Below are 20,944 nucleotides of genomic sequence, written 5' to 3'. Positions count from 1 at the left end.
ATTATTTCAGATCAATGCCGTGGATTACCAACTTGTTTTCGCCTGAATTGGCTTCAACATTGTATACCCCCAAGGCCAGTGTGACGTTTTTGCCATTAAACTGAGATAGGTCATATACAAAAGAGGCATAACCTTCAGGATTGCCGGCACCTCCATCACCGTGTTTGAATTTCCAACAGCCGTCGGCAGCTGCACTGGCTTCGTCTGCAGTATTGGATTGGGGAGCCAAGTGCGTTACGGTGCCATTGTCTTCTATCGCGGTAAGTTTGAAATAGGTGAAATTGTCTCCAAAATTACGGGTGCTTAGTGTCAATTGATTACTGCCCGCATTGATGGCGAATTTTGAGTAAAGATAGGCTTCAGGGACCTGAGTGTTCACATCAGGAGTGTTACGGGTTTTGATCAAATAACCTTCGGATGGAAATACTTCAGGATCTTTTTTAAGTGGAGCAAAGAACCAGTTTGCTGCAATATGGTCCGCATCTCTCCAGGCACGATAAGCATCCACATAGTTGTCACGGTTTCCGCTTATAGGGCTTATTCCTGTAAAGGAGGTTTTGGTGTGTGGCATGGTGGAACGAACGGTTTCTTGGGTCAGTTTCCAGCCTTCGATTACTTCGGTGCCTGGCAGCCAATCCCAATTCTCTACTTTGCGATCTGCGAATCGAATAGCTCGAAGAACCAATTGTTTCCAATAGTCACCAGTGGATTGTCTATAGATCCCTACGGCAATGATTACTTCTTTGCCTACATAGTCACTTAGGTCGAACGTTACATCTCCATAATTTCCGGAGGCATAAGTCCTGTTTTCGCCAATTTTTACGGCAGTAGGCTGAGCTTCCGAGAGGTCTACTACCTGGACACCAAAATAAGCAGGGTTAGCTTCATCTGCATTGTGTGTACTGACTCTTAAGGATAAAATCTTATTGTCTTCGGTGATCATTTTACTTCCGTAGACATAAGAGTCAAAAACATTGAGATCAGCAGGATTGTTTCTGTCGGTATCATTGTTTCTGATCTGAAGGGTTGATCCTTCATTTTGCTCTTGCCAAGCACCACGGAAATCCAGTGCAGACATATAGTTACATGCCCAGTCCCAATGAGGATAAGCATCTGCATTTCGTCCACCACGGTATTCGTTATAATACCATTTTTCTGCGGTCAAAAGGTCAGCATAGGTCAGGCCACGAAGAATTTCACTGCTGCCCATGGTGATGTCCATGGTGACAATTCCGTCCACAAAGTCAGCTTCTGTTACAGTTTTGGTAATGGGTTCATAATTGGCTTTGCTGAAGGTGACAGTGTATTCGTCCACAATCAGGTTTTCCAAGGTGAAAATACCGTCACTATTAGTAGTGGTGGTACCAGCTACCCCAACACTGACATTAACTCCTTCTAGAGGTGCATTACCGTTTCTTCCATCTTTGATAGTTCCAGTAATCTTTGCGGAAGCAAAGATCAATGAAATGTCTGCCGTAGCTACATTTTCACTATTGTATTTTTCAGGATTTACGGTTAGGCTGACTGCGAGCCAGCCCGTCTTGGAAAACTTTACAGCATGTGTCTTTAAAGAGACATCCTCAAAAATATACTTGCCATCACTTCCTGTAGTGACAGCAACTTCTTCTTCCCCTACTCCGGATAGGGAGACATTTACATCAGCAATGGGCTGGCCTTCTCCATCAGTGACCGTACCGGTGATGGTTCCCCGGGGATTTGCCATGGGTTCATCTTCATTGATACAGGAGGAGGTTGCGGATACTAGAGCTGTACCCAGCAATGCGATGTAAACGATCGCTCGTAGTTTTTTTATCATTTGATAGGTTTTTATGGGTTATAATTTAATTAACCAGTTTTAGTTGGCTGAAGAAAAGCATAATCGATTCAGCAACTTTAACAAGATCGAAAATAGCGTAGATATGGTTAATTTTTCGGTTAAATTTGGGTTAATAACCCAGGTTAATTTGCTAATCTGGTGGTGAAATCTTGAAAAGTGAGATTTTGATGATTCCTCTATATGGTTTGGTTTTAGCATGTGTGACTACTAATACTAAGTAGTAGTAAAAAGGAGACATAGAGGGAACATCGAGGAGATATTATGTTTCTGACTGTTTTTTGTAAAGAAATTGACGAATGTTTAATCGGTATATTTGCAGAAATGCAAATATGGAAATCTATATTTGTAGTTTAAGTGATTTTTGCAAATATGGGGTTTTGTATTTGTGGTTGGGACGTAAAAGAGAAGGTTATGTGTTAAATAACCTGATGTATTCCCCAAAGGCATAGATGCGGTTACGTTTGTATCCAGTAAGTTCTTCCAAAATCCCCATTTCCATTAGGTCCTTAATTAGGCGATTTGCAGTAGATGCGTGAACACTTAATATTTCAGCGACTTTGGCTCCATCAATGATCGGGTTTTTATAAAGCTCACTCATTAGTATTTTCGCATCCTGTTGCCGCTTACCTAACTGAATCAACTGTGTAAGTTCGACCCGATCACGTAACTTAACGATATTTTGAAAAGTTTGAATACTGGATTCTGTCGTTTCGATAACACCTACAAGGAAATATTCGATCCAGGTTTTTAGGTCACTTTTTTCTCTGACCCGCATCAGGTTGTCATAATAGTCCCTTCTGTTTCTTTCAAAGAAATCGGACAGGTAGAGTGTCGGTTTTCTTAATAGGCCTTTATCCAATAGATACAAGGTGATCAATAGCCTTCCAATTCGACCGTTTCCGTCCAGAAATGGATGGATGGTTTCAAACTGGTAGTGGATCAGCGCGATTTTAATAAGGTGCGGTACAAATGTGGGGATGTCTGCATTGTCAGCATGAATAAACTCTTCCAGATCGCTCATTAATTCTGGTATTTCCTGATGAGTCGGTGGAACAAAGATGGCATGTTTGAGACTTGGCCCTATCCAGTTTTGACTAGTTCTGAATTCTCCAGGTAACTTTTCTTTTCCACGAACACCTTGAAGAAGGGTGGCATGTGTTTGTTTGATTAATCGGGTAGAAATCGGCAATCTTTCCATTTCCTGAATGGCTTGGTTCATAGCCTCAATATAGCAGTGTACTTCTTTCCAATCATCCCTTTTTTCCGGATCCAAATCTTGCTCTTTGATAAGTGCTTCCTGAAAAGAGGTCTGAGTTCCTTCTATTTTACTGGATACAGTAGCTTCCTTAGTGATATGCATCATGATGAAAAAGTCAATATCTGGTATTAAATCAGAAAAAGCATCCAGCTTGCCAAGACTACGGTCGGCTTGACTTAATAGGGAGGATAATTGAGGGTCTGTTGATATCCACTGATGATTGATCAGTTCAGGGCTGAAGCTTCTATATTCCATTCGCTTGATCCAGTTACCAGATTGAAAACTATTGATATCTCTTACTTCCATATAGAACTTGCAATTAAGTTGTGTTTTATTTGCGTATTTTATCGTTATTGCAAATATAAATAATTGTATTTGCGTTTTGTTAATTTAATGCAAATATAAAATGTTTTATATGCAGGAATTAAGTAAGTAGAAAGTAGATTTAAAGTGGAGATATTGGGGGAGTACCAAGAGACGTCATGAGAACTATCAGGAAAGGTCCAGTTTTATTTGGTGGTTTTGGAAGGAGAATCACTTCTTAAAACGAGAGGGGCTGCCCTGCAGGCTAGCCACTCGCTAAAAGCAGTCACAGACTGTTTTCTTTACGTTCCTCCCCCTATGGATGCTCCCATGCCTAGTATACTCCTAGTATAGGATACGTTTACTTTTGGCTAAATTCTTAGAAAACGTGGTACTTTTTGGAGAGGGTTTAGGTGGGCAGTGTATTCCTGATAGGGTGTGTTTTTTTATCGAGACTCCTTCTTATATTTTTATCAATGATCATCCATGTGCCATTTCGGTACATGATAAGGGACTGTAATGTAAAATGACCAAGGAAAGAAATAGAGGAAAGCTTATGCCTATAACAATATGACAGGGTGTTCTCCATGCCTGACAGGATTATATGCATTTCTCAAAGCATGAACTAATTCTTGATTCGCGAATCAAGAATTTTTTAATAAAGGAAATGAATATCCCTCACTTCTGATATCAGTGTGATAATATCTGATCCCTCATTTTTAAATTAATAAAAGAATTATTTCACCCTACTATGGTCTAGCTGGTGAAATTATCTCGATTAGTAATCGTACCATTTGTTTTGCTCATATTCAAACCAATTTTATCTATGGACTTAAAATTTGAAGACCTCCCAACTGCTATTGCCCAACTATTAGCACAAAACAAATTGATTTTAGAAGCTATACAGGAGATAGCGCTGAGCGAGCAGCCCAGTGGTCAGGTACTTACATTAAACAAGATCTGTGATTTATTCGAATTAAAAAGGCAGACCATTTACAGTTATGTTTCCAAGGGGATTATTCCCCATTATAAGAAAGCCGGAAAACTTTACTTTATCAAAGATGAAATCCTGGACTGGATTACTTCAAAATTGAGCAATCCCAAAATAAGAGGAGTGAGAATTCATGAGAATCGACTTTTTCGGGACAGAGGATTCAACAAAATTTAAAAATATTTTACGGCCCCTTTTTGTGTTCAAATCGTATGCAAATAAAAAAACCACTTACAATTTTTCATTGTAAGTGGTTGATTTTCAGCCCCTTCTATTGGGATCGAACCAAGGACCCTCTGATTAACAGTTATATTTTGGGTTAGTATTATATTTTTAAGATTATACATAAAGAGTTGGTTTTAAGTTGTTTGTAGGATTTTACATTTTTCTACTATAACTTTATTTATAAGTTTTTAGATCGATTTGTGTGCAAATCGTGTGCAAATCCAAACTAGTAAAAAATGGCATCAACGAAGTTTGTACGATCAGGAAGTGAGTTTGAAATGACACTTTACCTAGATTTGAGAAGACCCAAGGAAGACGGATATTATCCCTTGAAGATTAAAGTCTATACACCAAGGCCCAAGCGGAGGAAATACTACCCCATAGGAATGGATATGACAACGGAGATGTATGAAAAGGTTTTTGAAAGTGCTAGGCCCAGAAAAGAAGCAAAAGAGCTAAAGGTTAAATTGGAGCAGGTGCTTTATAATTTCATCGAGGTAGCCAATAAATTGGATACCTTTACATTTGAAGCTTTTGAAAAGGAAATATTCAGACCAGAAGGAGACAGTAAGGACATTTTTCATCAATTTCAGAAAAAGATAGATGTTTTGGACAAAGAAGGTAGGGTGGGAAGTAAAATTGCCTATCAGACAAGTTTAGGAGCTCTTCAAAGATTCATGAAAGATAAAAAGAAGAGGAACCCAAGTGTTCTTTATTTTGGTGATGTTACCCCTAAATGGCTGAAGGATTTTGAGAGCTGGATGATTGAAAAAGGAAATACAAGAACCTCCGTGGGCATCTACCTGAGACCTTTAAGACACATTTTTAATTTGGTGAAAACAGATAATTACCCTTTTGGTAAAGGAAAATATGTTATCCCCAAAGGAAGTAATAAGAAGAAAGCATTGGATAAACATCAACTGAAGGTATTGTTTGAAGGTGATGTAGAAAACGAGTATCAACGAAAGGCCAAGGATTTTTGGTTCTTCTCTTACCTGTGCAAGGGGATGAACATGAAGGATATATTATATCTGAAATGGAAGAATGTAAAAGAGGAACACATTGAATTTGTGAGGGAAAAGACGAAAGATACTGTAGAGGAGCAAGTGGTTATTCGGGTTCCATTGATGGAGCATTCGAAAAAGGTAATCAAATTTTATGGTGGTAAAAGGAGGAGAAGTGAGGATTATGTCTTTCAAATTATTCATGAAGAGATGACCGAAATAGAAAAGCTAAAAGCAAAGCAGAATTTTACTAGATTGGTTAATCAGCACATGAAAAGATATGCAAAAAAAATCGGTATTTCTGAAAATGTAAGTACTTATACTGCCAGACATAGCTTTGCCACTATGGCCATACGGAATAATGCTTCAATTGAATATGTTGGAGAATCTTTGGGGCATGCAGATATCAAAACTACTAGGGCTTATATAAAAAGCATTTTGGATGATGAAAGTGATAAGGAGATGATGGGGAAATTGATGGAGTTTGATTGAACACTTTGGTTCATTTAAAAGTTACTGAATCAATTAAATTTTTTGATGTAACTGGACCAATTTTATTTCATGTGAAATCTGTTCCCAGTGTCATTTTTTTTGTTTAAAGATATATTTTAAACATGGGATCATTTTCAATCTTAGCCATCCAGCTAAAAAGGTACTGTGTTGTGGAGCTGATAAGAGCAAATTTGAACCGTTTAGGGGAGGATCAGTTTGGATATCAATACGGAAACCTAATTATTTAGTGGAAATTTCCCTTCCCTGGGGCTAGCCCCAGGGAAGGGAAAGGACAGAGTTTAGCTAACACTCCCGTAGTTTTAGGTTGATTTAGGACTAATTTAAAATAGATGTACCGTTGAATTTGTACCAGTTTGTTCGAGTGATTTCATAGTTTCAAACTCTAAGCTAAATCTAATTCATAAGAAAGTATTTCACGAGATCCATTCATTGTTATACTATCAATTGGTCTCAATTTCTTAATTGAGACTGATCAGTTTTGCCTTGTTTTTCATTAATTGGCTGTAATAACCAATAGCTTTTAAAAATACCGCTACAAAGAAAAGCCAAATGCCATAAACGGCAATTAAAGGAAATCCATGGTTTTCCAATGGGCTATCTGTAAGGTAAGATGCCGGTGTGATCACCATCGCCCATATGGAAAATCCTTCTAATGGTAGGGTCAGCATAGCTGCCAAATGTAAGGTGAAAGTACTGAAAAGATAGATGAACAAACTGTGATTGCCATATTCCATCAGTAGATCAGTGATGTTGGAGGTTCTGACTTCCAAAAAAGCAATTAACAGGAATAGGCCTCCCATGGTAAATGTTATAAGGCATAGGGAAGCGGGGTATTTGTTAAGGTCAAAGAACGATATTAAGCTAACAGAAAAAGTATTGGTACCCATATTCCAATCAGAAGTCTCTCCATACCAACCTGTGCTCCTCAACAATACAAATACTAGGATCAAAAATAGTCCCAAGGCTTTAAGCTGTCTTTTTCTTATTACAGCGGGGAAATCCTGCTCGAACCACCAGCCCAATGCATACCCAGCCCATAAAAGTGGGGCCCATGGAAGGATCGTATAATTGATAATGAACAGGCATCTCTTGGTTTCAATGAATTTTTGATGGTGAAGTAAAGCCCCTAAGATTTGTAAGGAAGATTGTCCTCCATAATTGATGCCATCAAGGAAGTGGTGCCCCAAAATACCCATAAGGGAAAGGGGAAATAAAATTCTGGGAGGAAGGTAGATCAATAAAGCCAGCAAAAGCAGAGAAATTCCCAGGATGGCTAAAATAAATATCCCCATGGTTCTATAATAAAGATCAAAAGTGTATAGAAAATTATTTATAGCAAATTCCAGCAGGATCAAGGCAACTCCTTTTTTGGCAAGGGTTACCGACATTTTTCTTTTGTGGACGTTTTTACCATAAAAATGACATTGTACCCCGCTGAGAAAAAACACCGAAGGGGCAAAGAAGTGTGAGACAGTCCGGGTAAAGAAAAGAGGCAATGTAGTGGTTTCCATGTCAGTTGGAGATGTATTCCAGTAATGAAAAAAAATCCTGGTATGATCAAGGATGGCCAATAACATGACTGCTCCCAAAGTGACTTTTAATGTCGGTGTTAAAGGAGATCTGGTATTAAAGTCAATCATATAAAGTCCCCGGAATCAAGTGTCCCGGGGATGGAGGTTAGTGGTAATTAATTAAAACTTGAAGGTAAAGCTGGTCAGAAAATGTGCTGGTTTCTGGGGTCTTACATAATACCCATCACTGATCCAATAATGTTCATCGGTCAGGTTGTTGGCTTTAAAGCTTATGCGGTATTTGGGTTGGTTATAGAAAACTGTAGCATCCAGTACAGTATAGGATGGTAGGGTAAATGTATTGGTGTCGTTATAGAATACATCGGATACATAAATGGCTCCAGCTCCAAAGCCCAATCCTTTCAGGTTACCGTTGATAAGGGAATAGCTTAACCATGCATTGGCCACGTGCTCAGGGGTTCCCAAGGCTCTTTTCCCAATTAAATTTTCAGCAGCTTTGATGTATTCATTGTCATTGTAACCGTAACCTGTGACAAAGTTGAAACCAGGAAAGGGATTGCCAATAACCTCTACTTCAATGCCGCGGCTTTGCTGTGTACCATCCTGAACAGTATAGGTCATGCCATCTTCGCGTGTTTCTGCCCGGGTAGAATTGGAGACCTGAATGTCATAATAACTAACGGTCGCATTTAGTTTATTATCAAGCAGGTCCAGTTTGATGCCTCCTTCAAGTTGATTGGCCTGTTGGGGTTTGAAAACACTGATAGTCCCATCGGGCTGCGCAGCATTGCCCACATTTTTGAAGCCATTCATATAGTTGGCAAATAGGCTGACCTTTTCTTTAATAGGCTGGTAAACCAATCCCAGTTTTGGGGAAAAAGCTGTTTGATAATAGCTTCCCGTAGTTTGCTGGGTAAGTGGATAATAGGTTCCTTTATTGGCAAAGCGGTCTGCCCTAAGGCTGATCATGGCGATCAATCTGTCAGAAAGATTGAGCACATCGGAAAAATAGGCTCCATAACTTCGTTGTTTGCTAAGCCTTGCCGGAGTGGCCATTTCACCTAAAGTGTTTTCCAAACTTTGAAGCCTAATATCAGGAGTGGCTTCCATGACATTGACTGTGTCCAGCCAAACATAAGAATACTTCATGTTACGGAATTGGTCGATATAGTCCAAACCTATTACCAACCTATTACGGACAGAACCGATTTTGAAATCTCCTGTAAAGTTTTGTTGGAATTGTTTTCTCCCTGTTTTGTCTGGTGAGAAGACACCCATCGCCCGTCTGACTTCAGTGTTGCTGATCCAGTATTGGTTATTATATAGGAGGTCATTGTATTCTCCATTGGCATAGGCATAATTGGTGGTGGAAGTCCAGTTTTCAGAAAGCTTGTATTCGGCCTGAAGGAATACATTGCTGGATGATTGCTTTCCTACAAATGAATCGTCAATCAAAGAACGCTCATAAGCTATTGGTAACTCATCGTAGGAACTCAAAGTGACTCCACTGTTTACTGCCCAAGCTGTATTGGCCGTGCCTTTGTACTGCTGCACATCGGCATCCAATCTAAGTGTCAGGCGATCATTTACCTGATAGGATAGGCTTGGTGCAGCTACCAAGGTAGTGCCGTGTCCCTGATCCTGGAAATTGTTCTCTTTTTGGAAAGCGGTGTTAAAACGGAACAACAGGTTATTTTCCTTGTCCAGTGGTGTATTGATATCAGCAGTCAATCTGCTGAGGTCCCAGCTGCCCTGAAGATAGGAGACTTCTCCGCCAAAAGCTTGATATGGCTTTTTGGTGACATAGTTGACCAAACCCCCAAAGGATACCATGGAAGAGCCAAAGAGGGTAGAGGAGGGGCCTTTGATGGTTTCCACTCTTTCTACCATTACCAGATCAATTCCGGTCTTCAAGGAAGTGGCCAGACCGTTTCTCAAATTGTCAGAGGTCTGGAACCCACGGGAAAAGAAGGCTGGCATACCCGCTCCAGTCTTGGCAGGGGCAGCACCAGGTACATTTCGGAAGGATTCTTCAAGAGTTAGGGCCATTTGCTCGTTGATCAGCTCAATGTCAACCACGCTGTATACCTGAGGGTTTTCAAGGTTTTTGATCGGCAACCTGGCCACATAAGGGCTTTCCTTTCTGGAAGTGACTGAATATTTGTCCCCGACGACCATAAATTCATTTAAGGTGTTGGAGCTTGCAGGCAGCTCGAAATTAATGGTAATTTTGTCCCCATCTTTTAGATGGACGGTTTTCTTCTTGGATTCCAGGCCTACAAAACTTACCTCAATGGTGTATTCTCCTACAGACAAGCCTTGGAAAGAAAATTTACCGTTATGGTCTACAAGTGTAAACCGATCACCGTTGAGGTTAACTGTGGAGAATTCAGCAGGTTCACCATCACTTGTTGTTACTTTTCCGTTGATATTTCCTGTTTGGGCATAAGAGTAGGAGGTAAGCAGAAAAATTAGCAAAGTCAATGGTGAAAGTTTACTTTTTTTAAGGATAAAGGGTAGAATTGAGTATTTGGTTATAATGTGTTTCATTTTTACTGATTTTAAATAATTGCTTCAAGAAGGAAGCTTGATTTTGTTTAAAAAGAATATTCTGGTTGACTCTGAAAAAGAAGGGTATTAACTATCTAAAAACTAGGGTGGTAAAATAAGCACCCATTAAAAAAGAGGCTGTCTCATAACTATTATTTGAACTGAAGAAATAACTTGAATCACTGTAATTAAAGTGCTTCGTATTCTTTAGTGCTATGAATGATGCAAAAAACTGTTGATGAGACAGCCTCAATAACTACTTAGTAATCCAACTTATAAATAAGTGGTACAGTGGCGCCTTCTACCACAGCTCCAGCTTCTGCTTCACCGGTGGCTAGGTCTATGGCATAGATTCTTGTCTCGGTTTCGGTGGTAAAGCTATGATAAACCACTCCATCTTCAATAAACAATTGTCTTGTCCATTCACCGCCGTGGTCAGGCAAATTGGTAATTGGTGTGATTTCCTTACTTTTCAAGTCTACTATGGCCATTTTGAAGTGTACTTTTGCATCATTTAAAGCACCCCAAATCTCTTGATCATTGTCCAACTCCTTAGGCATATATCGGATAATAGCCCGGTTTCCACCGATATAGCTTCCAAACACCAATCGACCTTGGAGTTCACTGTTTTCGATATCAAAGAAATAATCCTCATCGAATTCATCTTCACCAGATTTTATTCTTAAAATACCAGAAGGTTTGTCCACTTTGGTATAACCGGCAGAGGGGACCTTGTTGTTTCCGGAGGATTTTAGGAAATACGGGTCTGACGTAGCAGTGCGTAAAGCTTTACAACGGCTGAAAGAAAGCGGTGCGGTCAGATCCATGGCTCAGGGAATATATGTACGTCCCAAAATTAATCCGCTCATTGGGGAAGTCTTCCCCACCGCTGATGAGGTAGCCCGTGCAATAGCGAAAAGGGATAAAATCAGGATTGTCCCAACGGGAACGTACGCATTAAACGCATTGGGGCTGAGTGCCCAGGTTCCCATGAAGTTGGTTTTTCTTACAGATGGAGCCCCTAGGGAAATAAAGGTGGGAAAAAGGAGCATCAAACTAAAGAAGTCCGCGCCAAGGAACCTTGCGGCCAAAGGACCGACAAGCGCTTTGGTTATTCAGGGACTCAAGGAAATAGGGAAGGACCGGCTTCATGCCGGGGAGAAGCAACGGATTATCGAATTGCTTAAGAAAGAGAACCCCAAACATCTAAAACATGATATGGATCTGGCACCCGCCTGGATCCGACAAATAATGGAACAAGCATTAAAATAAATTATAATGACTTTTTATGAGCTTAAAGCAGCGGACAAGCTTGATGTCTGCCAAGGCGTGGAAAACGATAGAGGGATTCCTGCTTTTGCCGTTGAGAAAGACTGGTGGGTAGTTCAAACTCTGGAAATCATTTTCGGAATGGACGTTGCTTCCCATCTTGTATTCAAAGGAGGAACTTCACTCAGTAAAGCCTGGAAATTAATTGACCGCTTCTCCGAGGACATCAACCTGGCTATTGACCGTGATTTTCTAGGTTTCAAAGGGGATTTGGGCAAAAACCAAAGGACAAAACTAAGAAAGACAACCAGTAGCTACATAGAGGATGTGTTTTTTCCTGAACTACGGGGCCGGTTTATGGAGAGGGGCATGGAAGATATTGAATTCAGGTTGATAGCGTCAAGCTCAAGTGATCAGGATCCACGGATCATTGAAATTTTCTATCCGAATGCCACCAAATCCCCAGGTTACATTTTGCCAAGAGTTCAGGTGGAAATCGGTTGCCGGTCCTTGAGGGAACCTTTTGAAAATAAAACAATAGCCTCATTTATCAGTGAGCAGTATCCAAAGGCGGATTTTGCAAAAGAGCCTGTTTCAATCCCGTCGGTTTTGCCGGAAAGGACATTTTTGGAAAAGTTGTTTTTGCTCCATGAGGAGTTTCAACGACCGACAGGGAAAATAAGGGTTGAACGATTGAGTAGGCATCTGTACGATATCCATCAATTGTCCAGGTCCCCACATGCGGATAGGGCAATCCATGATCATGACCTGTATGAAGCCATCGTAGACCATAGGCATACATTTACAAGGATGCGGGGTATCGATTATAATTTACACCAGCCTCAAACCATCCAACCATTGCCGATTCCTGATTTAGAAGGTGCATGGATGAAGGATTATAAAACCATGCGGGAGCAGATGATTTATGGTGATTCCCCATCATATCAGGAAATGATATCAGGTATTCAGAAATTCTTAAGTAAGTTAAATAACATGGAATGGACTATGAAGAGCGAATTTCCACGGTTATGAAATGCAACATGACTATGGGTGTTCCACAAAGCCATGTGTCCAAAACCAGCCATGTATTTCGTTTCACTTAAGCCATGAAGGGCAAGCTGCCCAACTCTCTTTTCGGTGTAGTGGGGGCGGATCAGGAAAAGTCTCTGCAAATTGGAGATAATGCCATTATCGAAGGGCTGATCATCCAGAAGGACTGAAGGTTATTTTGGACCGTGGGAATACTTGGTGGTGGGACTTGCTTCAAAAGGATCCAGTTCCACAATTTTCCCATCTTTATATACCACAAGCGGGCTGTTTTTTTGCTTTTTGAATTCGACCATTTTTTTATAGGTCTCTTCCAGCCCCTTTATAATCTTTTCCGTAGTATTGTCAGCTTTGTTCATCATAGTTTTGTTTTAGTGATTTCCATATCCCTTTATCATTAACGTTAAGCTCACCATCCGAGTTTTTGGCAATGATTTCATATGGTTCACCTGAATTGTTGATCAGGATCCATTGGTCAACAATAGGCAAATATAAGTTGAAAAAATTCTTTAATCCATTTACATATCTTCTGTGGATAACATTTTCCGGAATATGGTGTCCTCCTTCCTGAACCCTGACCCTGACCCGTTGGACGGCCAAATCGGATGACCGAAGCCAAAAGAAAAGAAGATAAACTTCAAAGCCCACCTCTTTCGCTTCTTTAATGAGGTTGGTGTAACTTCTGGTAGAAAGGGTAGTTTCAAAGGCAAAGTTTTGGCCGGTTCTGATCAAGTCCTTAATACGCCTAAGCATCAATTTTCCAGCTTGGATATTTGCTTTTTCCGGCTGAAAGGGGGAAAGTCCTTTGGCGATTTCATCCGCATTGACATACTCTTTACAATCCAGTATTTCAGGAAGTATGGTATAGGAAGCAGTTGTTTTTCCTGCACCGTTACAACCCGCTACGATATATAACTTTTTCATGGAATGTAAATATAATTGTTCAAGATAAAAAAGCGGCTACTTTTCATTTCTTATTCAATTACCCCGCAAAGTTAGGCCGGCAGGTCCCATACAGGCCAAGGAACTTCGGCATAAAGCCGTCCCGCGCGGGCCCGCGCCTGTTTATTCCGATCCTCCTTGCCTTTAATCTGCCCTGCGGCCTGGATATACTTTATTATTAAAAGATTCACCAAATCGAGGTTGTAATATTTTCTGATCGCTTCATTGAAAAGAACATTGAACTATCAATTGAAACATTTAGTTTACAAAATATGGTAATTGATACCAGTTATAAATTATATTATTGAATTTTAAACTGTTTAATATATTAATTTTTGTTGTGTTAGTAAATATTAATCAGATGTTAGACTCAAGTGAAATAGGTTTATACTTTTTACCTGTCTCATGGTTTTTATTGTTGTTTTTCTTTCCATGGCCTTTGGGTCGTCGTCTTGCCCCAACAGAAAATAACCTGAAAAAAATCAGGGGTAATAAATTATTATTTGTGCCGATCTATGGAAGATGGGAGTTAAAAAAAAATACTCCTCACTTTTTGGATATAAAACGGATTTTATGGAAAGCAATTGATACTTGGGGGAAAAGTCCTAAAACTACTGTGGTTTTAGCACAAATGTGGAAGGAAATTGAGGATGATCAAATAGCTTTCTATATGGATGATTTAATCAGGGTATTAATTGCTGGAGGAGTAGAAAGGGAGAGGATAAAAGTGATGGAAGGTATGAAAACTCAGAAGGAAATTATCCGAATACTTTCTATAAAGTACCCTGGAACCGAAGTCATATTATTGCACGGGGTAAATGGAGCGAGACGATTGTATTTTAATTTTAAGCAAAAATTCAAGCGGGTTGGTGTAGTTTTACGACTTGACCTATATGGGCTGGGAACATGGGTTTATTTCACTTCAGGTTTATTGAAACTTAAATATTGGAGTAATATAGGGGAGTTGCTTAAGAAAAATGAACCTTGTTGTAGCTTTAAAGAGGAGACAATTTTTATTGCAAGTGACCTTACATCTCCATTAGCTTCATCAATTTCATCTGTCGACACGCTAGGCCAAACTTCGTTAACTTCTAGTCAAAGAAGAATTTTGAAATCTGTAAGGGATGAAGTCCTTTTGGTTAAGGAAATGTTGGAGGATTATGCCTTTTCAAGCAGAGAGGATTATTTGGAAAATGGAAATGATTACAAAGAAATAAGCGTTAAGGGTATTTTGGAAAATGTTGAGAGAAGGATTTTGCCTTCCTCCAAAAAGAAGCAGGTTGGTTTAACCACTATAACTCATGGGATTGAAAACCTCATGGTTTTGACTGATAGGAAAAGGTTAATAAATTCTCTTTTGACTCTTGTTCATTATTCATTGATCTATACCAAACTTGGCTATGTGAAACTTAGGTGTGTGGCAGAAGAGAATGGAAGTCAGGACAAGGAGTGGGTAATGGTGAGGTTTGAAATTGAAGATTCAGGCACACAATTTCCCTACTCCGCCTTGGAACTTTTCGATAGAAGATTGAACAGAGAAAGGGTTTTGGAACCTGATTTGTTGGGACTTCGTACCGCTATCAATAATATTGAGCATTTGGGAGGCGAGTATGGTGTTATAAGTCCATTGAATTCCCTAAATTTTACCCATCCAGGAAATTTGATTTATTTTTCCATTCCTTTAAAAGTCAGTTTGTGCAGTGTAAACAATGGTAATCCGAATAACTTCAAATTTCATTTTTGTTATGGACTTAAGACCGTTTTGATAGGTGAGTCGACACATCAACGAAAAAGACTGAAGTGGCTTTTGGAAAAGGAGGGCTTATATGTACATGAAGTGAATACAGTGAATGGCTGTATTTCATTATTGGAAAAATCGAAGTATAACTTAGTGATGATTGATTTGGATGAACTGTCCGGTTCAATTTCTGATGTTTTACATTTGATTAGGGAGCAAAAGAACCGCAACATGTTCTTTATAATAATTGATTCGATCAATGATACTTGGAACGATTTATCATTGAATGAAAATGGTATTAGTTATGTGATCAAAAGGCCTTTTGATGTGATGGAAATACAGAAGGCTTTGGCTCAAGTTAGCTATGAAAACACCAAAGCCTAGTTAATAAAAAAATAAATTAAGGTTAAATAATTTATTTTAAGAGATATAGTACATTTTAATGGAATTTTTTTCTAAAAACTACCTTTTATTTACATAATGAGGCGTTTTATCATCAATATGGATTTTACCTCTTAACTTTAATGAAAATGAGTAGGTTTATAATTTACGTGGGTGACAGGAGTATTTTGTTACCGATGCTCTTCACCTGATCATCTTTCTGGGTGAAGACCAAATAAAGGGCACAGTTAGTAGCTGTGTCTTTTTTGTGTTCATATCGATCTTAAATGAGGAAAGTTAGTTTAATGGTAAAAAGTAAAGGTGTTTAAATTTGAAATAGATTATTTATGAATTCAAAAAGTAAAGATTTTGCCATTTTATTTGATATTCAGCGAATTTGTCAGTCTGATATCCTGATCAACCAAAAAATTAGTAATACAGTTAAAATTATGGGGGAAGGCCTTGGCTTTTCCGGGGTGTTTTTTTTGAAAGCCAATGGGGAAAAAGTAGCGGGAAATTGGGAAGGACCTCTTTGGTTATGGAAAAAATCAGATGAGGTGGATGGAATTATTGAAAGTATCCGACTGCTGCCATGGGAAGAAAAATGTGAAGGTAAGGCGGTTGGTGAAATCAATACTTCTATTCAATTGAAGGTTTTTGAAACAAACAGCACAAAAAAAAGTATAGACGATCATTTAAAGGATTGGAGAGTAACTGTATCCCCTTTATTGATAGGCGATAAGTTTGAAGGAGGGCTGTTTTTATGTGAGAAGACTCCTTACGGTAACAGGCGTTCCAACAAATCGGAAATCATTCATTTAATTATTAATGAAATTTTTTTTTGGATGAAAATGCTCTTTCAAAAACCCGAAAGCAGTAGGGAAAATCCCCTTTGTGATTTTTTGATACACAGTTTGGAAGGTGGCTATATCAAAACAGACCAAAAGGGAACTATAAAAGAAGTAAATGATAATTTGATAAAAATAACCGGCTATTCAAGCGATTATTTCTTGGGCCAAAAGGTTTGGGACTGTTTTATTGAGGCACCTTTTTTTAAAGATTATCCGAATAATCTGCCTGAATGGGTGCCGGGTGAAGATGGAGAAAGCAAAGCCAGTATGAGACAAAAGAACAACCCAAACGGAATAGATGTTATTTGTAATTTCCAATGGATGGGTTGGGCGAATGAACAAAGAGAGGTTTTTATATACATCACTTTACCTTCCCGAGCAGTAACGGATAAAGGTGTAGGCTTGTGGGCAGACCAGTCACTTTCATCAGATGAATTTGAATTCTTCGTGAAAGGTTGCAGCGATTTATTTTACCAATACGACTTTAAAGAAAATGTAGGGGTCTTTTATGGGAATGATATGGTAAAAATGGGCTTGAGGACCAATGTCCCTATTTCCGGAACTACCATTTGGACAGAAAATATTTATGCCGAGGACCGGGAAAACCTTAAAAAGAGGTTAAATAAACTATTTTCCTCTCTCGATAGGGATGGGCTAAGTGTTGATCATAGAGTGGTGACGATTGACGGAAGTACGCTCTGGGTCAATAATAAGGTACGGCTAAAAAGAGATGCTGAAGGGGCTCCGGAAAAGTTGTATGGTAGATTTGCCGATATCAGTAAAAGGATTAAGCAGAAAAGTAAACTAAAAGCATACAACCTTGTATTAAAATCAATAGGTGAGGCGCAGGAGGGATTGTTTATGGAGAATATTTCTCCTACTGTTTATAAGGCGATCCTTAAAAGAATCACCAGGATAACGGGAAGTAAATTGGGTATTGTAGGAGAAATAGTATACAAGGGGAAAAATAAGGTGTCCTTGGATGTACATGCATCTATAGGTCTTATGGAGCAGATTAGAATCGACCAGGAAGAAAATCTTGATCAAACCGTCGGGCTATCGGAAGTTTTACAACCCGTATTAGAAGGGACATTGGAAATCCAGAACAATGCATCGGATATCAATTTGCTGATTGGCGGGGGACAAAATTCCGTAAACAAGTGGATGGGAATCCCTCTAACCTATCATGGGCATGTATATGGTTTTCTTTTTTTTGCCAATAAGGAAAACCCATATTCGGAGAAGGACTTTAACAGACTCAAACCGATTTTGGAGAGTTATGTGAACTTAATCAGGTCATCTCATTTTATTAAAGAATTAAAGAAAACAGTCAAAGATCTTTATCAGTCAGTGGAATTATATTCCACTTTGGCAAGAAATGTCCAGGATGTTATTTGTCTTCATGGAAAAGACAATAAAATCAGGTACATCTCCCCTTCGGTAAAAGATATGTTAGGCTTAGAGTCCAGTGAGCTGGTCGGAGAACCGATAATGAGAATGTTAGGTGATCATGTTGATTTTAAAGATCTTGCTTTGGGACAGGAGGGAAGGTTTATTGTTTCCACCAATCACCATAAAACCAGAAAATCAGTTTATTTGGAAGTTCTGTTGAAAGCATCCAAGTTTCAGACTGAACGTGTTTTCTTATCAAGTATCAGAGAAATTTCCGAAAAAGTTAAAACTGAAAGAAAACTGCGCAAACTGGTGTCCCAGGAAAAGGAATTGAATCAGTTAAAATCTAAAGTCTTTTCCATGGCCTCTCACGAACTGAGGTCTCCCCTTGCCATTATTATGATGTGTACTGAACTGGCGGCAGACTCAGTGGAGGGTATTCAGGACAAGGCCCTTAAAGCCGAATTTGAAGAGCAGATTCTTAATATCAACAGTCAGGTGAACAGGCTTAAGGACGTGCTGGATGATATGATTGTACTGGATGGCAATAAGGAAGAAACTAAGGAAACCTCAATGTTCTCCTTCAAAGAGTTTTTTCAGGAATTGATTTCTAATAATTTCACAAAGAAAAAGGTCCCCTTAGTGGATTTGTTCGTGGATGAAGATTTAGTTGTTCAATCAGATAAGATATGGATGACGCATATTTTTAAAAACCTTATTGAGAATGCAATTAAGTTTTCCCCTGCAAACGCCAATAAACCGTTTGTTAAGTTGCTTGTAGAAAATAACTGGATAAATATTGAAGTAAAGGATTATGGCTTTGGGATTAGACCAGAGGAAGTAGAATCTGTATTTAATCCGTTTTTTAGAGGAGGGAATTCCCGTGGAATTAGTGGCAGTGGTCTTGGCTTAAGTATAGTTAGGGAATATGTCGATAGAATGGAAGGAAGCGTGGACTTCAAGAGCAAAGTGGGCGAAGGAAGCAGTTTTATGATAAAACTCCCCCTTTCCCTGAAAGTATGATAGAGACTTTCAGGGAAAGGGGCCTAAGCTTTGCCTATTAAATTAATAAAGCTATTCTGGTATTTCAAAGGTAAGGGGAATTCTGATTATAATTCCTGCATGATCTCAACTGCTTCCAATGGACTTGATTCGTCATAATCCAATATGCCTAATATGGAATATTGGCCTGAGGGGAGGTTTTCGGGTATAATAAAATGGACTTCTCTGTTATAATATGGAAATACGGGTGATTCTATAATAGGTAGTTTGGTTTTTTCGCCAGTAGATAATTCAACCAGCTCTAAATGGGATTTACATTGGAGCATTGTTGGCCCGGTGTTTTTAAATTGCAACCTTATTTCCCGGTCCACTTTTTCCATGGAAACTATTTGAGCTGATTTTTTCAAAAGTGTGGGTGGAGTCTGGTACAGGTGAATCCCAAAGCGAAAAATTTCCCGGATCTGGGCACTGAGCTGCCCCTCCGTCCCACTATCCTGATCGGCCTTTGGTTCAATTCCACTTACAAACAACATGCTCCATAACATTTTATCCGAGACCTGGGCCGAGTCCGGAAGGGTTACAGTTATGCTGATTTCTCCTAATGCCCCTGGTTCGATGCTTTCAAATGATTTGTCCAATTTGATATAAGGCCCTAAACTTGTATGTAAACTGTCAGAGGTTAGATATTGATGACTACCATCAATTTTTCTATACCAGTCTCCTATTTCGGTTTCTACAAATACTTCTTTATCCGATACGTTGGTCACCGTAATAGTTTGTGTGCTGCTGTTTCCTTTTGCTACGGAAAAACTTAAGCCTGTAGGGTATACACTGATATTTTGTGCGATTGATTTTCCAGCACCAAAAAAAACAAGTAAACCAATCAAAAAAATAAGGTGCATTAGGTTGAATTTTCTTTTGTTGTTGTAGTATATGTCCATTTTATTTATGTTTTTAAACACTTTGTTTATTTAGGCGATTATCAGGACTATATTAGTTATTTAAAAGGATATTTTCCAAATTTGTCCGCGCGTTTCCATGGAGGGTAGCAAAAAGATTAGTATATGATTCAATATTTGAAAAGACTGTTTACTTCCGCCGGGATAATGATATGGTGTGGGGCAAGTATAGCCCAAGGAAACAGTGAACAGATATTTTATATTAATGTTGTAGAAAACAACCCGGTGGATTACCATATGACAGACATAGCGGATTTTGACCGGGTGTTGGTGTTTGAAAATGCCTTTACTGTGCGGGCCTGGTTGAGAAATATGGATTATTTGGTTAGCGCCAGGTTGGAGCAACCGCCCTCCGGACAAATGATTCCTGATGGTCTTTTTTCGGTCAGATTGTCTGATACCAACAGTGGTGTCACTACAAATCTTCAGATTCCCTTACGGGAGAATACCGATGTGGTGCTATTTCAACAATCCGATATGGGGAACAGAGATTATAACTACACTTATGATTTTTTAATTGGCCCAATAAGTCGTAATATGCCTCCAGGTGAATATGGTGCAACAGTAATTGTTACATTAACTTTAGATTAGATGCTTCCAAAAGTATTCATGTGCTTTCTTATCCTGGTAATTTCCTCCTTCAAGCTTCAAGCACAGCAAAATCGATATTCCGGAGCAATGTATCCGAAAATTACTGTTCACGAGCTTTTTTATTTGAGAATTGAAGGAGGGGATCCTTCTCCTGTAGTGTTCAATACTGCCGGAAGTTTGGAAAATGGAATTGAAAGAACTCCCTTTACGGTTTTGAAAATAGTTTCCAACTCTCCTTGGAGCCTTCAGGTCCAACTAGAAAATTTTGGTACTGCTAATGGTAGGTTACCTTTGGTCGAGGTACGAACCTATTATGTGGATAGCTATGTAGAGCTAGGAGCTATTAGCCAGGTTATTGCACAGGGACTATCCTCGGGCGGAGGTATACCGGATCAAATTGATGTGGATTTACGGATTACTCCAGGATATATCGAGCCTGGGATTTATCAAGGGACCTTGATCTATACTCTGAGCCCTTTATGAAACATATGGGGTAGTAGTATAAGCCTTGCTCTTTTAATTTAAGCATCTTTTTTTAAGTTCTGACTAACGGCAGAAA

At 39.2% G+C, this 20,944-nt stretch carries 16 protein-coding genes; 8 read left to right on the top strand and 8 right to left on the bottom strand.

Annotated elements, in window-relative coordinates:
* Window position 1 precedes the first annotated feature (1 nt).
* Together KZP23_RS03015 and KZP23_RS03010 are read right to left on the bottom strand one after the other, a co-directional pair.
* A complete protein-coding gene (locus KZP23_RS03015) occupies window positions 2–1,816 on the bottom strand; it encodes a carboxypeptidase-like regulatory domain-containing protein (protein WP_226334654.1) in 1,815 nt (604 codons plus the stop codon).
* 430 nt (window positions 1,817–2,246) lie between these two features.
* The gene (locus KZP23_RS03010) at window positions 2,247–3,401 is read right to left on the bottom strand and encodes a Fic family protein (RefSeq protein ID WP_226334653.1); all 1,155 of its coding nucleotides are present in this window, start codon (window positions 3,399–3,401) and stop codon (window positions 2,247–2,249) included.
* Window positions 3,402–4,224: 823 nt separating this feature from the next.
* Between KZP23_RS03010 and KZP23_RS03005 the strand changes: the two genes are divergently transcribed.
* Together KZP23_RS03005 and KZP23_RS03000 are read left to right on the top strand one after the other, a co-directional pair.
* Window positions 4,225–4,566 carry a helix-turn-helix domain-containing protein gene (locus KZP23_RS03005; RefSeq protein WP_226334652.1) on the top strand — a complete coding sequence of 114 codons (342 nt, stop codon included), beginning with the start codon at window positions 4,225–4,227 and terminating at the stop codon, window positions 4,564–4,566.
* Window positions 4,567–4,850: 284 nt separating this feature from the next.
* A complete protein-coding gene (locus KZP23_RS03000) occupies window positions 4,851–6,110 on the top strand; it encodes a tyrosine-type recombinase/integrase (RefSeq protein ID WP_226334651.1) in 1,260 nt (419 codons plus the stop codon).
* Window positions 6,111–6,589: 479 nt separating this feature from the next.
* On the opposite strand, the gene KZP23_RS02995 is transcribed toward KZP23_RS03000, so the two are convergent.
* The 3 genes from KZP23_RS02995 to KZP23_RS02985 all read right to left on the bottom strand — a co-directional run bounded on the left by KZP23_RS02995 (window position 6,590) and on the right by KZP23_RS02985 (window position 11,040).
* A complete protein-coding gene (locus KZP23_RS02995) occupies window positions 6,590–7,771 on the bottom strand; it encodes a hypothetical protein (protein WP_226334650.1) in 1,182 nt (393 codons plus the stop codon).
* Between the two features lie 51 nt (window positions 7,772–7,822).
* A complete protein-coding gene (locus KZP23_RS02990; RefSeq protein WP_226334649.1) occupies window positions 7,823–10,213 on the bottom strand; it encodes a TonB-dependent receptor in 2,391 nt (796 codons plus the stop codon).
* Window positions 10,214–10,473: 260 nt separating this feature from the next.
* Window positions 10,474–11,040 (bottom strand): DUF4374 domain-containing protein, encoded by a 567-nt coding sequence (locus KZP23_RS02985; protein ID WP_226334648.1) that lies wholly within the window; start codon window positions 11,038–11,040, stop codon window positions 10,474–10,476.
* On the opposite strand from KZP23_RS02985, the gene KZP23_RS02980 reads away from it, so the two are divergent.
* The gene (locus KZP23_RS02980) at window positions 10,991–11,485 is read left to right on the top strand and encodes a DUF6088 family protein (protein ID WP_262904780.1); all 495 of its coding nucleotides are present in this window, start codon (window positions 10,991–10,993) and stop codon (window positions 11,483–11,485) included. The two genes, KZP23_RS02985 and KZP23_RS02980, sit on opposite strands and share 50 nt — an antisense overlap.
* A gap of 6 nt (window positions 11,486–11,491) precedes the next feature.
* Window positions 11,492–12,514 (top strand): nucleotidyl transferase AbiEii/AbiGii toxin family protein, encoded by a 1,023-nt coding sequence (locus KZP23_RS02975; RefSeq protein WP_226334646.1) that lies wholly within the window; start codon window positions 11,492–11,494, stop codon window positions 12,512–12,514.
* Window positions 12,515–12,705: 191 nt separating this feature from the next.
* Here the strand turns inward: KZP23_RS02975 and KZP23_RS02970 are convergent, their stop codons facing one another.
* Together KZP23_RS02970 and KZP23_RS02965 are read right to left on the bottom strand one after the other, a co-directional pair.
* Window positions 12,706–12,891: a hypothetical protein gene (locus KZP23_RS02970; protein ID WP_226334645.1), complete on the bottom strand. Its 186-nt coding sequence runs from the start codon at window positions 12,889–12,891 to the stop codon at window positions 12,706–12,708.
* A complete protein-coding gene (locus tag KZP23_RS02965) occupies window positions 12,875–13,453 on the bottom strand; it encodes a zeta toxin family protein (RefSeq protein WP_226334644.1) in 579 nt (192 codons plus the stop codon). Before KZP23_RS02965 ends, KZP23_RS02970 begins: the two co-directional genes overlap by 17 nt.
* A 379-nt stretch (window positions 13,454–13,832) precedes the next feature.
* On the opposite strand from KZP23_RS02965, the gene KZP23_RS02960 reads away from it, so the two are divergent.
* The gene (locus tag KZP23_RS02960) at window positions 13,833–15,593 is read left to right on the top strand and encodes a hybrid sensor histidine kinase/response regulator (RefSeq protein WP_226334643.1); all 1,761 of its coding nucleotides are present in this window, start codon (window positions 13,833–13,835) and stop codon (window positions 15,591–15,593) included.
* A gap of 344 nt (window positions 15,594–15,937) precedes the next feature.
* A complete protein-coding gene (locus KZP23_RS02955; protein ID WP_226334642.1) occupies window positions 15,938–18,856 on the top strand; it encodes an ATP-binding protein in 2,919 nt (972 codons plus the stop codon).
* Between the two features lie 86 nt (window positions 18,857–18,942).
* Here KZP23_RS02955 and KZP23_RS02950 read toward each other — a convergent pair whose 3' ends face one another.
* Window positions 18,943–19,776, bottom strand: coding sequence for a DUF916 domain-containing protein (locus KZP23_RS02950; RefSeq protein ID WP_226334641.1), 834 nt, complete (start codon window positions 19,774–19,776; stop codon window positions 18,943–18,945).
* Between the two features lie 123 nt (window positions 19,777–19,899).
* Between KZP23_RS02950 and KZP23_RS02945 the strand changes: the two genes are divergently transcribed.
* Window positions 19,900–20,385, top strand: coding sequence for a hypothetical protein (locus KZP23_RS02945; RefSeq protein ID WP_226334640.1), 486 nt, complete (start codon window positions 19,900–19,902; stop codon window positions 20,383–20,385).
* Window positions 20,386–20,868: a hypothetical protein gene (locus tag KZP23_RS02940; RefSeq protein ID WP_226334639.1), complete on the top strand. Its 483-nt coding sequence runs from the start codon at window positions 20,386–20,388 to the stop codon at window positions 20,866–20,868.
* Window positions 20,869–20,944 lie beyond the last annotated feature (76 nt).

This window comes from Echinicola marina, assembly GCF_020463795.1.
Taxonomy (GTDB): domain Bacteria; phylum Bacteroidota; class Bacteroidia; order Cytophagales; family Cyclobacteriaceae; genus Echinicola; species Echinicola marina.
This window is presented reverse-complemented; position numbering and strand designations above follow the sequence as displayed.